Origin of the sequence: Streptacidiphilus fuscans (assembly GCF_015690355.1) — a bacterium.
Lineage (GTDB): Bacteria > Actinomycetota > Actinomycetes > Streptomycetales > Streptomycetaceae > Streptacidiphilus > Streptacidiphilus fuscans.
In genome coordinates this window covers 71,977-84,111 of the sequence record NZ_JADPRT010000015.1, presented here as the reverse complement: position 1 = coordinate 84,111, position 12,135 = coordinate 71,977, and the positions used below count along the sequence as shown (strand labels likewise).

At 73.3% G+C, this 12,135-nt stretch carries 9 protein-coding genes; 3 read left to right on the top strand and 6 right to left on the bottom strand.

All coding sequences use genetic code 11. The features are described 5' to 3' along the window. Positions 1 to 176: 176 nt before the first annotated feature. On the bottom strand, positions 177 to 2,213 hold the full coding sequence (locus I2501_RS29590; protein ID WP_196197489.1) for a HelD family protein: 2,037 nt from the start codon (positions 2,211 to 2,213) through the stop codon (positions 177 to 179). Between the two features lie 415 nt (positions 2,214 to 2,628). Here I2501_RS29590 and I2501_RS29585 point away from each other — a divergent pair, with 415 nt between their 5' ends. Then, positions 2,629 to 2,823, top strand: a complete 195-nt coding sequence (locus I2501_RS29585) for a hypothetical protein (protein WP_196197357.1) — start codon at positions 2,629 to 2,631, stop codon at positions 2,821 to 2,823. 49 nt (positions 2,824 to 2,872) lie between these two features. Here I2501_RS29585 and I2501_RS29580 read toward each other — a convergent pair whose 3' ends face one another. Then, positions 2,873 to 4,516 (bottom strand): DNA repair helicase XPB, encoded by a 1,644-nt coding sequence (locus I2501_RS29580; RefSeq protein WP_196197356.1) that lies wholly within the window; start codon positions 4,514 to 4,516, stop codon positions 2,873 to 2,875. A gap of 112 nt (positions 4,517 to 4,628) precedes the next feature. Continuing rightward, the gene (locus tag I2501_RS29575) at positions 4,629 to 7,097 is read right to left on the bottom strand and encodes a helicase-associated domain-containing protein (RefSeq protein ID WP_196197355.1); all 2,469 of its coding nucleotides are present in this window, start codon (positions 7,095 to 7,097) and stop codon (positions 4,629 to 4,631) included. Between the two features lie 246 nt (positions 7,098 to 7,343). On the opposite strand from I2501_RS29575, the gene I2501_RS29570 reads away from it, so the two are divergent. Next, positions 7,344 to 8,495 (top strand): hypothetical protein, encoded by a 1,152-nt coding sequence (locus tag I2501_RS29570; protein ID WP_196197354.1) that lies wholly within the window; start codon positions 7,344 to 7,346, stop codon positions 8,493 to 8,495. Positions 8,496 to 8,676: 181 nt separating this feature from the next. On the opposite strand, the gene I2501_RS29565 is transcribed toward I2501_RS29570, so the two are convergent. Together I2501_RS29565 and I2501_RS29560 are read right to left on the bottom strand one after the other, a co-directional pair. Beyond that, on the bottom strand, positions 8,677 to 9,558 hold the full coding sequence (locus tag I2501_RS29565) for a class I SAM-dependent methyltransferase (RefSeq protein WP_196197353.1): 882 nt from the start codon (positions 9,556 to 9,558) through the stop codon (positions 8,677 to 8,679). Positions 9,559 to 9,650: 92 nt separating this feature from the next. Further along, positions 9,651 to 10,718: an ABC transporter substrate-binding protein gene (locus I2501_RS29560; protein WP_196197352.1), complete on the bottom strand. Its 1,068-nt coding sequence runs from the start codon at positions 10,716 to 10,718 to the stop codon at positions 9,651 to 9,653. Between the two features lie 123 nt (positions 10,719 to 10,841). Between I2501_RS29560 and I2501_RS29555 the strand changes: the two genes are divergently transcribed. Beyond that, positions 10,842 to 11,453: an HAD family hydrolase gene (locus I2501_RS29555; protein ID WP_236047497.1), complete on the top strand. Its 612-nt coding sequence runs from the start codon at positions 10,842 to 10,844 to the stop codon at positions 11,451 to 11,453. Between the two features lie 18 nt (positions 11,454 to 11,471). Here I2501_RS29555 and I2501_RS29550 read toward each other — a convergent pair whose 3' ends face one another. After that, positions 11,472 to 11,708 carry a hypothetical protein gene (locus I2501_RS29550; RefSeq protein ID WP_196197351.1) on the bottom strand — a complete coding sequence of 79 codons (237 nt, stop codon included), beginning with the start codon at positions 11,706 to 11,708 and terminating at the stop codon, positions 11,472 to 11,474. Positions 11,709 to 12,135 lie beyond the last annotated feature (427 nt).

Here is a 12,135-nt window from a genome sequence, read left to right as displayed (position 1 = left end):
CTCAGGGGCGCGGGGAACTGCGCGACAAGCCACCCTGTGTGGGAAGTCCCCGAACGCGCAGGGCCATCCGCACCGGGTGGTGTCTCGCGCAGTTCCCCGCGCCCCTGGGTTTTGCAACCACCTGTGGCGGCACACGCTCGGCAGAACCCCGCGCGCCGGCAGAGTGCAACCTCCGGCTACGCCAACGCCTGCGGCAACGGCCGCGCGTGCAGGACGTCGAGGCCGGAGACGGCGCGGGTGAGGCACACGTACAAGCGCCGCAGGCCCGTGCGGAGGTCGGCCTCGCCGTCGACGATCGCGGCGGGCTCGTCGAGGACGACGTAGTCGTACTCCAGGCCCTTGGCCAGTGACGCCGGGACCAGCGTCAGCCGCGCGTCCGCGGACGTCTCGGTGCCGGGCTCCAGGTACGGCAGGCCCGCGGCCGTCAGCGCCGCGCCGAGCGCGGGGACGCGGGCGTCCGCGGCGATCAGGCCGGTCGAGCCCTCGTGCTCCAGCGCGGTGACGCAGGCGGCCACCACGGCGTCGGTGAGGGCCGGGGGCGTCGCGGGGGTCAGCGCGGAGGCGGTGTCGAGGGCGTGTGTGTCCTCCGGCGCTGACGTGCCGTCGATCTGACGGATCGTCAACGCGCCCGCGTTCTCGCGGATGGAGCTGGCCGGGGCCAGGTCGGGGGCGATCGAGGGGAGCAGGCGCGACGCGTAGTCGATCACCTCGCCCGGGACGCGGAAGCCCATGGTGAGCTCCTCGACCCGGGAGCCGGGCTTGCCCAGGTGGTGCAGGGCCGTCGCCCAGGTGTCGGTGGACCACGGAGTCGTGCCCTGGGCGATGTCGCCCAGGACGGTCGCCGAGCCCGTGGTGCAGCGGCGGCCGACGGCGCGGTACTGCATGGGGGAGAGGTCCTGCGCCTCGTCCAGCACGACGTGGCCGAGCGAGGAGGTCCGCTCGACCAGGTCGCGGGCCTCGTCGACCAGGACGGAGTCCGCGGCCGTCCACGGCGCGGTCTTCACGCTCCGGCCGGGCTTGTCCCAGAGCACGGCCGCCTGCTCGTCCTCGGTCAGGATGCCGTCCGCGCACTGCGCCAGGAACTCCGCGTCGCTGAGCAGGCGCAGCACCAGCTTTGCCGGGTCGACCGCCGGCCAGAGCGCCTTCGCGGTCGCCTTGACGGCGGCGTTGCGGGCGACAGCGTCCTGCACCCGGTCGTCAGGGGCCTCGCCGCCGTTCTCCATCTTGACCAGGACGGCGTGCGCGATCCGCTGCGGCAGCGCTGCCTGGGCCGCGCCGTAACGGATGTCACGGTCCATCAGTTCGCGGACGATGTCCTCGAGTTCGTACGAGGCCACGCGCCAGCGGCGGGAGCCGCGGACCACCACGCAGCCCTCGGTCGGCAGGGTGATGCCGGACCGCACCGCGCGCCGCAGCACCTCGGCCATCCGCGCGTCGCCCTTGAGGCGCGCCGCCTGCGGGGTGTCCGTGCCCTTGATCGGGACGTGGGCGACGAGCTCCTCGACGGTGGCCTGGGCGACGTCCAACTCGCCCAGGGCGGGCAGGACCTGCTCGATGTACTGGAGGAAGGACCGGTTCGGGCCGATGACCAGGGTGCCGGTGCGGGCCAGTCGCTCGCGGTGGGCGTAGAGCAGGTAGGCGACACGGTGCAGGCCGACGGCGGTCTTTCCGGTGCCGGGCGCACCCTGGACGCAGACCGTGCCGTGGACGTCGGCGCGGACGATCTCGTCCTGCTCCGGCTGGATGGTCGCGACGATGTCGCGCATCGGGCCGACGCGCGGGCGCTCGATCTCCGCCGCGAGCAGCGCGCTGGCGCCGGATGTCTCCTCGGGGTCGCTGAGGTGCTCGTCCTCGTAGGCGGTCAACTCGCCGCCGGTGTAGCCGAAGCGGCGGCGCAGCGCGACGTCGTGCGGGTCCTTCTTGCTGGCCCGGTAGAAGGCCTGGGAGACGGGCGCACGCCAGTCGATGACCATCGGGTCGCCGTCGGCGTCGTGGACGTGGCGGCGGCCGATGTAGAAGCGCTCGCCCTCGCCGCCCTCGGCCACGCCGGCGCCCGGGGCGTGCAGGAAGTCGAGGCGGCCGAAGAAGAGCGGGGTGTGGGCGAGGTCGGCCAGGGCCTTGATCCGGTCGTCGATCTCGCGCGCCAGGATCGCGGCGTTGACCCAGTTCCCTGTGACGTCGCTGATGTCGAGCGCCTCGACGTCCTCGCGCATGGTCCGTAGCGCGGAGCGGGAGAAGGCGAGATGGGCGCGCTCGCGGTCGAGCGGGTTGTCGGAGTCGACGGAAACGGTGGACTCGGGGGTGTGCGCAGGCACGAGGAAGCCTTCCCGGCTGCGGAACACCGGGGGTGGCCGGCGCGCAGCGGTCTCAAAAAGTCTGCGATAGGGAATTTGAGAGCCGCCCGGTTACCGTCCGGGCGGCGCCTTCCCACGTACACGACGGGAAGGCGGCAGACCGGAAACCTTATACCCACGGACGAGTCGGGGGCGAATCCTTTATTCAGCGGATATCAGGGGTAACCCTGACGGGAGGACGAGGCGGTGTCCCTCTGCGGTATGACGCCCGAGGGCCTGCGGATTCGGCCGTTGGACTGACGACTTCGCGGCGCCTGAAATCTACGTTGGAGACATGGCTACCGCACACGTCGACCCCCGTCCCCGCGTCCGTCCCGACCGCCCCGTCGTTGCCCGTGGTGCCACCAAGGCGGAGCGCCGGCCGCGCAATCCGATAGCGGCCTGCGCCCGAGGCGTCGGCATCGTCGCCACCACGGCCCTCTCCGTCGTCCTGCTGGGCCGTGACGGCATCCCGGACGCCTCGTCCTGAAAGCCGTCCTGACTCGTCCGACTCCCACTCCGTCTCCGTCGAAGACCGACTACAGCACGTCGTCCGCGTCCACGATCCGGTAGGAGTAGCCCTGTTCGGCCAGGAACCGCTGCCGGTGCGCGGCGAAGTCCTGGTCGATGGTGTCCCGGGCCACGACCGAGTAGAAGTGCGCCATGTGCCCGTCCGCCTTGGGACGCAGCACGCGGCCGAGTCGCTGGGCCTCCTCCTGACGGGAGCCGAAGGTCCCGGAGACCTGGATCGCCACCGTCGCCTCGGGCAGGTCGATGGAGAAGTTGGCGACCTTGGACACCACCAGCACGCTGATCTCGCCCTCACGGAAGGCGTCGAACAGCTTCTCGCGCTGCGCGTTCGTCGTCTCGCCCTTGATCACGGGTGCGTCCAGCGCCTCGCCCAGCTCGTCCAGCTGGTCGATGTACTGGCCGATGACCAGCGTCGGCGTGCCCCGGTGCTTCTCGACGAGCGCCTGGGTGACGCGGCGCTTGGTCGCCGTGGTCGCACAGAACCGGTACCGCTCCTCCGGTTCGGCGGTCGCGTAGGAGAGCCGCTCCGAGTCGGTCAGCGTGACCCGCACCTCGCAGCAGTCCGCGGGGGCGATGTAGCCCTGCGCCTCGATCTCCTTCCACGGGGCGTCGAAGCGCTTGGGGCCGATGAGTGAGAAGACGTCACCCTCGCGCCCGTCCTCCCGCACCAGCGTCGCGGTGAGGCCGATCCGGCGGCGGGCCTGCAGGTCCGCGGTGAACTTGAAGACGGGTGCGGGCAGCAGGTGCACCTCGTCGTAGACGATCAGACCCCAGTCCCGGGAGTCGAACAGCTCCAGGTGCGGGTAGACGCCCTTCCGCTTGGTCGTCATCACCTGGTACGTGGCGATGGTGACCGGCCGGATCTCCTTGCGGGCGCCGCTGTACTCGCCGATCTCGTCCTCGGTCAGGCTGGTCCGCTTGACCAGCTCGTGCTTCCACTGGCGGGCCGAGACGGTGTTGGTGACCAGGATCAGCGTGGTCGCCTTGGCCTTGGCCATGGCTGCCGCGCCCACCAGCGTCTTGCCCGCGCCACAGGGCAGCACGACGACGCCGGAGCCGCCGTGCCAGAAACCCTCGGCGGCCTGCTCCTGGTAGGGACGCAGCTTCCAGCCGTCCTGGTCGAGCTCGATCGGGTGTGCCTCGCCGTCCACGTAGCCGGCGAAGTCCTCGGCGGGCCAGCCGAGCTTGAGCAGCACCTGCTTGATCTGGCCGCGCTCGGAGGGGTGCACGGCCACCGTGTCCGGGTCGAAGCGCTGGCCGACCAGCGGGGCGATCTTCTTCGACCGCAGCACCTCTTCGAGCACCGGCCGGTCGGTCGTGGTCAGCACCAGCCCGTGGACGGGGTGCTTGCTCAGCTGGAGGCGGCCGTAGCGGTCCATGGTGTCCGCGATGTCGACCAGCAGCGCGTGCGGCACGGGGTAGCGGGAGAAGCGGACCAGCGCGTCCACGACCTGCTCGGCGTCGTGCCCTGCGGCCCGCGCGTTCCACAGGCCCAGCGGGGTGACCCGATAGGTGTGCACATGCTCGGGGGCGCGCTCCAGCTCGGCGAAGGGCGCGATGGCACGACGGCACTCGTCCGCGGCGTCGTGGCCGGTCTCCAGCAGGAGCGTCTTGTCGGACTGGACGATGAGGGGACCTGAGCCGTCGTTCACGTACGTCGCTCCTCCGGGGCCGGACTGTGGGCAAACCCCAAGTGTCCCGCATCGCGGCCCGGAGCGGAAAGTGATCTGGCTGTGGTTACAGCGCCACGGCTGGCGGATCCGCTCAGGCCTCGTCCTGCGCCAGCTCGGCGACGCCGGTGATGCGGTGCAGGCGGAAGGTGTGCATCTCCTCGTCGGCCTGGTCGAAGGCGGTGACGATGCCGCCCTCGACGCGGACGGGTTCGATGACGTGTTGGCGGGCCGCGCCGTCCGCGTTGACGTAGCCGATCCAGACCGGGTCGCCGGTCAGGACGGCCGTCTGGAGGGTGGCCAGTGTCTCGGCGGCAGGGGTGCGCGGGAGCGGGCCGCCGGGGGTCACGTCGCGGTGGGGAACGGTGGCGGCGCGGTCGCCCGCGCGGATGGCCTTGAGCGCGGCGGAGACCAGCGCCGGGGTGACCGGCGGGGGGCCGTCCGGGACCGGGGCCGGGGGAGTGCGTGGCGGCGTCCGCCGGGCGTCGGGCCGGGAGATGAGGACGTCGCCCTCGGCGGACTCGGCGGCCGGGGCGTAGCCCATCGCCCGCAGCTGGGTCAGCACTGCCGCCGGGTCCGCCTGGGCGGCCAGGACGGTCGGGGCCAGGCGGCGCAGCCGGAGCTGCGCGGCACGGCGGTCGGCCAGCAGTTCGTCGAGCAGCGCGTCGTCGTCGCAGCGCAGATACGCCGACGCGGCGCCGATGCGGAGTCGGCCGTGGCGGCGGGCGACGTCGTCGACCAGGTAGCTGAGCGGCTGCGGCACCGGCGTGCTGGAGTGCTCGGCGAGGAAGGCGTGCAGCTCCGAGGCGCTGCGGCCCGCGTCGAGCGCGCGGCGCACGGACTCGGGCGTGAAGCGGTAGACCGTCGCACCGCCCTTGGACTCGACGTCGGCCGCGACGGCCAGGGTCTGCGCCAGCGGCGTCCTGAGCGGTCCGGGCGCGATCGCGGTCAGGTCGGGCTGAAGGATCACCTGATCGAGTGGCTGCGGCAGCAGCACGTCCAGTCGCCGTTCGACCGACGCCTCGTCACCGTCCAGCAGCGGCACGGCGAAGCGCGCCAGCGCACCGCGTCCGGTCAGGCCGAGCAGCTCCGCCTCGTCGACCGTCCAGGTGACCAGACGGTCGCGCAGCTCGCCGCCGCGCAAGGGGTGCGCCCAGCGCAGCCGGTCCGTCAGGGCGCCCGCGTCACCGGCGCTGCCCACCGGCAGCGCGGCGAGCAGGAGCAGCGTGTCGCGGCGGATCTCGGGGGCCAGCGCACGGTCCAGGCCGCTGCCGAGGGCGGGCAGCACCTTGTCCTTCGCGTCGCGGCCGCCCACGAGCGCGGCGACGCGGGTGGCGGTCAGCCAGGTCCGGGCCAGCAGCAGCCAGCGCTCGGCGACCGGGCGGCGCAGCCACTCGTCGTAGGCGGGGGTCGGCGCCCAGCGCTCGTCCGCCTCACCGTCCGGGGCCAGCAGGCCCGCGCCGTAGGCGAGTTCCAGCCAGAACGCGGTCAGCTGCTCGGAGATGTCCAACTGCTGTGCGGTACGCCGCAGTTCACGGACGCCCAGGCCACCCGCGCGCAACACCGGCGGAGAGTCGGTGCTCCACAGGTCCAGCGCCTCCTCGACCGTGCGGACGGCCGTGAACGCCTGGGCGGCTGCGGCCCGGTCCGCCTGGTCCGCGTCGAGAGTGCGGGTGATTGCCACCTCGGGTGCGGTCGGCTCCAGTTGACGGTGGACCAGCCCGCCGCGCAGGTACAGGGCGACCTCGCGCGGCAGCACCACCGCGTCGCGCCCGGCCGGCAGCAGGAAGCCGCGGGCCTGCAGCCACTCCACCGGCGTGCGCGCCTCGGCGGCCCGCACCGCGCGCGGCGGCGTGGCACCGAAAGGAGGGCCCCACAACAGCTTGTTCAGCACGCCCCGCGCACCCTCCGGCGCCTCGCCGAGCAGCGCGTCCGCCCGCGTGCGGTCCCGGAACAGGGCGCTCAGTGAGGCGAGCGCGCTCACCTGGTCGTGTGTGCTCGGCAGTCCGGCGTCGGCGAGGATCTCCTGCAACCGTCCGGGAGAGAGCCCCGCGCCCGCCTCCGCGAAGGTCGGTCCGAGGCCGGTCGGCCCGGTCTGCCCACCGGCGGGGGCCAGGACGTCGCGGGCGGTCCGGATCAGCCGCAGGCGCTCGTCCGTGCCCCAGAGCAGCGCCGCCTCGCGCAGCGTCACCAGCGCGGGCGCGAGGGCGGCCGCAGCCGCCGGATCCTCGGCCACGCCGAGCAGGGCGTACAGTTCGGCGGGCGCACAGGGGTCGCTCGCGACGGCCAGCGCCTCGGCCACCTGGAGCGTGAAGAGGTCGAGCCGCTCCAGCGCGCGGACCACACTGGCCCGGGTGGAGCTGCGGGTCGCCAACTGGGTGACGTCGGCGGGCACGGGATGGACCAGGTCGGGCCGGGAGCGCAACAGCGCGGCGAGCGCCGCGTCGTCCCGCCCGCGCAGGTCCTCCGCGAGGGTCCGCGGCGCGGAGCTCGCGCCGTCGGCGGCGGTGGTGTCGGCGGACTGAGCGGCGGCGCGCGATCCGTCGGTTCTCCCGGTGCTCATCCGACTCAGGCTACCCGCTAGGTCTGCGCGTGGTCCGGGTCCGGCGGCGTCGGATTGCGCCGGGTGACGCCGAAGGGGGCGCAGGGGCGTCGTGGGTGAGGGTCGGTGGGCGGGACTGGGCTGGGGAGTACCGGTGAGGATCCACGGGTACGGGTGTGACAACCGCACCTGGCACCGGGGGCCTGTCCTAAGCTGACCGCCGAGCAGACCGGCAGGCCGACGGGCTGCGGGGAGGGCAGGGGCAGCATGGGGATCGAGAGCGAGCAGCTCGTCTACGACTACCTGAGCCGGGTCGGTGACCTGGCCCAGTCCGCCGCGCTGACCGCGGCGGACCGCGCCCGACTCGTCAACTCCCTGCGCCAGACCATCGACGCGCAGAAGGCGGCGTCGTCCTCCGGCTCGACCCGCGCCGAGGTGAACTCCGTCCGCAAGATCCTCTCCGGCCTGGGCGCCCCCGACGAGGTGGTCCGCCGCGCGGCCGGGGGCAGCCTCCCCGAGCCGAGCGAGTCCGGCGGACGCCGCTGGGGGGCGTCGAGGTCCGGGGCGTCGACCGGGCCCTCGGAGCCTTCCGGTCCGTCGGTACCGGTCGGTCAGGTGGGTCCGTCCGGTCCGTCTGTTCCGGCTCAGGCCGCTGCGCCCGCCTCGGAGCGCGTGGCGCGACCTGCGCGCGGCGCGGACGTCGGTGCCGACGCGTTCGGCGACGCGGACGCCGACTCCGTCTACGCCGCTGACGAGTGGTGGCGCGGAGCCAAGGGCAGGCGCGGCGGAGCCCGTCCCATCGACAGCCCGCCCGGCTGGGCGGGCGGTCTCCTGGAGGAGTTCTTCCGCGACCAGCACGCGGACGTGATGGACCCGGTCACCGGCCTCCCCAAGCCCCAGCCCGTGGCGGACGAGGACGCGGCCGACGGGGAGGGCGAGGGCGAAGCGGGGGAGGCGGAGGCCGGACCTGACGCCGCGTCGGGGAGGCGGACGTGGCTGCGCCGCGTTCTGGCCGGTGGGCAGGCGTCCGGAGGTGCGGGCGGCGCGGTCGCGGACGTTCCAGCTGTGCCGCGCGTGCCGCGAGTGCCGCTGCCGTTCGTGGAGTCGCTGGCCACGCTGGTGCTGGTCGCCGCGTTGGTCACCGGGCTGTGGTACCTGGCGTTGCTGGGTTGGCTCTTCGCCTACGCCGGCCACCGGTTCGGCCACCGCGTCAGCAGGATCGCTTCGCTCTGGATCCCGGGCATCTGCGCGGCCGCCTGCGGCTTCTGGCTCTACTCCCGCACGGGCCACGCCCCGGGCCACCCAGGCCTCACCTCGGCCCAACTCACCGCGGCGAGCCACGCCGCGTTCGCGACGTGGCTCCGCGGCGGAGCGGCGCTGTCGGCGGCGTTCCTGGGCTGGCGCATCTACCGACGGTGAGTCTGCACCTTTGAACGGTGGGGACGTTGCAATCGTCAGGGGCGCGAGGCTCTGCTGATGTGCGGCTCCGCCGCGCGGGCGCTACGAACCGGACTTCTGCTGCCGTGGGACGTTGCAGCACGCTGGGGGCGCGAGGCTCTGAGGTGGTGCAACCACCTGCGGGAGCGCAGGCTCAGCTGCTTCACTCCCGCGCAGCCACCGTGTACCTGAGCTCGCTCTCCCGCCGGAGGACCCCGTCCTCCCGCAGCTGCTCCAGTTCCGCCAGCGCAGCGGCCTTCGCTGCGGGCAGGCGGTCGGCCGGGATGCGGGAGAGCCAGGCTCTGCGGCCCGTGCTCCAGAGGGATCGCCACCACGCGTCCCCGCTCGGCAGCACCTCCGACGTCGTCTCCACGACCGTCCGGACCTCGGTGAAGCCGCAGGACTCGAAGAGCTTCCCGATCGACTCGACGGAGTCGAACGCCGGATGGCCGCCCCGCGCGCCCTGGCGCGGGGACGAGGGTGGGAGCGGCTCGTCCAGGAAGGACAATGCGGCGTCCAGGGGGCGTGACCAGCGCGGGTCGGTGGTGCCGAAGCTGCTGGTTGCGAACCGGCCGCCCGGGGTGAGGATGTGGTGCGCTGCGGTCAGTGCGGCCTCGGGGTCGGGGGTGATGAAGAGCATCAGCCCGGCGAGGACCGCCTCGAAGGAGGCCGCCGGGTAGCCGGGGTCCTCCGCGTCGCCCACCCGGACGACGACGTTGCGCGCGCCGCGCGAGGCGATCTCCGCCCCCGTCGCGTGGACCATCCCGGAGGAGAGGTCGATCCCGGCCGCGTAGCCGTCGGGGCCGACGGCCTGCGCGGCGGCGAAGAGGACCGCGCCCCGGCCGCAGCCGAGGTCGAGCACCCGGTCGCCCGGTCGCAGGCCCGCGTGGTCGACCAGCCGGGCGGCGGTGGCCCGGAAGAACTCGCCGTTGACTTCGTCGTAGGTGTCCGCGACCAGGTCGAAGCCCTCCGCGATGAAGGCTTTCCTGGCCGCCGTGGCACGCGTTTTCTCCTGATCTGGGGTGGTCGTCGGCATCGTCGGCATAAGAGCCATGGTGTTCCGGAGTGACGTGCATCACAAGACATCTGCGCGACACCATCGGTAATTAGCAGGTCACCCCGCGTTCTGACGCACCGTCACGCACCGAGGAACCGCTGGAGTTGAGCCAGGATCAGGTTGGCCGCGAAGTAGCCGATCCCGACGAACCAGAGGTCGTCGTCGACCTCGAACACGCGGTGGCCCTTCACCGCGCCCAGCTGCTGCCACTGGCTGCTGGTGGTGAACTGCTGCGTCTGTGCCTTCGCCGGATCGCCGTAGGTGGACCAGAAGAGCGCGGTGCCGTCGGCGAGGTGCAGGTCCGCGGGGGTGGGGACGGCGACGTCGGGTGCGGCGGCGCTCTGGGGCGCCGGGCGGCCGAGCTGGGTCTCGGCGAGCATCGCGCCCAGGAAGTTCTGCGTCGCGTAGGCGCGGGGGTCGGCGTCCTGGACGAAGCGCAGCAGGCTGATCCGCTGCTTCTTCGTCTGGTCCGACCCGCCCAGCGCGCTGACGAACTGCCGGACGTGGTCCTGGTACGCGCCGGTGACGGCGTCGGCGAAGCTCTGCCGGTTCAGCGCCTGGGCGTGGAGCTGGAAGTCCTGCTTCCAGCTCGCCCCGGTGGTCGCGGTCAGCACGGTGGGCGCGATCGCGGCGAGATCGGTGTAGTGGCTGTCGTCGTCGGTCCGGTTGCCGAGGATCAGATCGGGGCGGAGGCGGGCGACGGTCGTGAGGTCCGGCGCGCCGATCGGGCCGACGTCGGTGACGGAGTCGAGCCAGCCCACCGGGAAGTACCCGGGCAGCGCGCTGTCCAGGATCGCGCGGGCCGCGCCGACCGGCGTGAGGCCGAGCATCAGCGCGGAGTCCAGCTCGGCCGCGCCGAGGACGACGACCCGGCTGGGCGTCTGCGGCACCGCGACCGGCCCCGTCGCCGCCGCCACGGTCCGTTGCGGCGAGGGGGCGGGGGTGGGTGCCGCGGTGACCGCGACCTGGGCCGCGGTGCCGCCCTGGCCGGTCCCGTTGCCCGCGCCCGCGAGGGGTTCCGGCGGCGACTGCGCGGTGGCGGACGCGCCGCCCGCGCTGGTGCAGCCGGTCAGCGCGGAGACGGCCGCCGCACCGAGGGCGGCCGTCAGCGCCCCGAGCACGGCTCGGCGCGAGCAGGCGCGCGGCATCCGACCTCCAGGCCCTGGGCCGACCGGGGTGCGGCCGGCCCGGTTGCAGCTGACCGGTTTGAGGCTTTTGTCCAACCGTCAGAAGGAAGTATCACCCACGGACCGCCCGCATAGGGTGAGGGCATGACGACGCTGACGGTGGGATTCGACCTCGACATGACGCTGCTCGACACCCGGCCGGGGATCGCCCGCGCCTGGGAGATGCTCGCCGAGGAGACCGGCGTCCGGATCGACAGCGCCGTGGTCGTCTCCCGGCTCGGGCCGCCGGTCGAGATCGAGATGGCCCACTGGTTCCCCGCCGACGAGATCAAGGCCCGCTCCGACCGCTACCGGCAGCTCTACGCCGAGCACGGCGTCAAGGGCGTCACCCCGCTGCCCGGCGCGATCGAGTCGCTGGCCGCCGTCCGCGCGGCGGGCGGGCGGACGCTCGTGGTGACCGGCAAGCACACGCCGAACGCGCGGCTGAACCTGGACGCGCTCGGCATCGAGGTCGACGCGCTGCACGGTGACGTCTTCGCCTCGGCCAAGGCGGGTGCGCTGCGCGCCGAGGGGGCGAGCGTCTACGTCGGCGACCACCTCGGCGACATCGAGGGCGCGCGCCAGGCGGAGGCGGTCGCCGTCGGCGTCACCACCGGCCCGTACGACGCGGCCGCGCTCCGGGCAGCGGGCGCGGACGTGGTCCTGGCGGACCTGACCGGGTTCCCCGCGTGGCTGCAGGCGCACCTGCGCGGCTGAGCCGGTAGCGGGCCGGGGTCAGGCCGCCCGGCGCTGCGAGCGCGCGGAGCGGAACAGGCCGCCGAGGGCGACGGCGAAGCCGAGCGGCATCACCATGCACACGAAGTAGGCCGGGGTCGGCAGCCGGTGCAGCCCGAGGAAGAGCGGGGTCACGGTCGCGATGGTGGCGACCGCGCCGAGCGCGAAGAGGACCGCGCCGACGCGGACCAGGGCGTCGCCGGGCCTGGCGTCGGAGCGGGCGGAGTCAGTGTTCACGCATCAACGCTAACGGGTCGGCGGAGCATGCCGTCCGGCACGTCGTCCCTCATGCCCGACATCACGTCCGACATCACGTCCGACTCAGGTCCGACGTCACGCGGTACGCAACGTCGTAAGCAGCGGGTTAGCGGTGTGCCCTCCAGGGGTATGCACGTCACGCACGGGGACTGCGCGTACGCGCGCGGTGGAGGCCCGGAAGCAGCCGATCGCAGGAGGAGGTGCGCCATGACAGTCGTGCGGGTACGCCGCGGACAGGTCCGGTCGCAGGTGCCTCCGGCGGAGCAATCAGGTCGATCATTTCGCCATCGACCTGGAACAATGACGCGGCGCTAGTTCGCTTTCGCACGCAGCACCAGCGGCGGTCCGTTCCGAGGGACGCCGCGCCCCCTGTACGACTCACTCCGACTCACCACCGACGAGGTCT

What these genes read in the sequence shown, in the direction of transcription:
- I2501_RS29590 (WP_196197489.1), bottom strand. Translation starts at nt 2,213, where the DNA reads ATGCGCGAGGACGTCGAGGCGCTCGACATCAGCGACGTCACAGGGAAC.
- I2501_RS29555 (WP_236047497.1), top strand. Translation starts at nt 10,842, where the DNA reads ATGACGACGCTGACGGTGGGATTCGACCTCGACATGACGCTGCTCGAC.
- I2501_RS29585 (WP_196197357.1), top strand. Translation starts at nt 2,629, where the DNA reads ATGGCTACCGCACACGTCGACCCCCGTCCCCGCGTCCGTCCCGACCGC.
- I2501_RS29575 (WP_196197355.1), bottom strand. Translation starts at nt 7,097, where the DNA reads ATGAGCACCGGGAGAACCGACGGATCGCGCGCCGCCGCTCAGTCCGCC.
- I2501_RS29565 (WP_196197353.1), bottom strand. Translation starts at nt 9,558, where the DNA reads ATGCCGACGATGCCGACGACCACCCCAGATCAGGAGAAAACGCGTGCC.
- I2501_RS29560 (WP_196197352.1), bottom strand. Translation starts at nt 10,718, where the DNA reads ATGCCGCGCGCCTGCTCGCGCCGAGCCGTGCTCGGGGCGCTGACGGCC.
- I2501_RS29570 (WP_196197354.1), top strand. Translation starts at nt 7,344, where the DNA reads ATGGGGATCGAGAGCGAGCAGCTCGTCTACGACTACCTGAGCCGGGTC.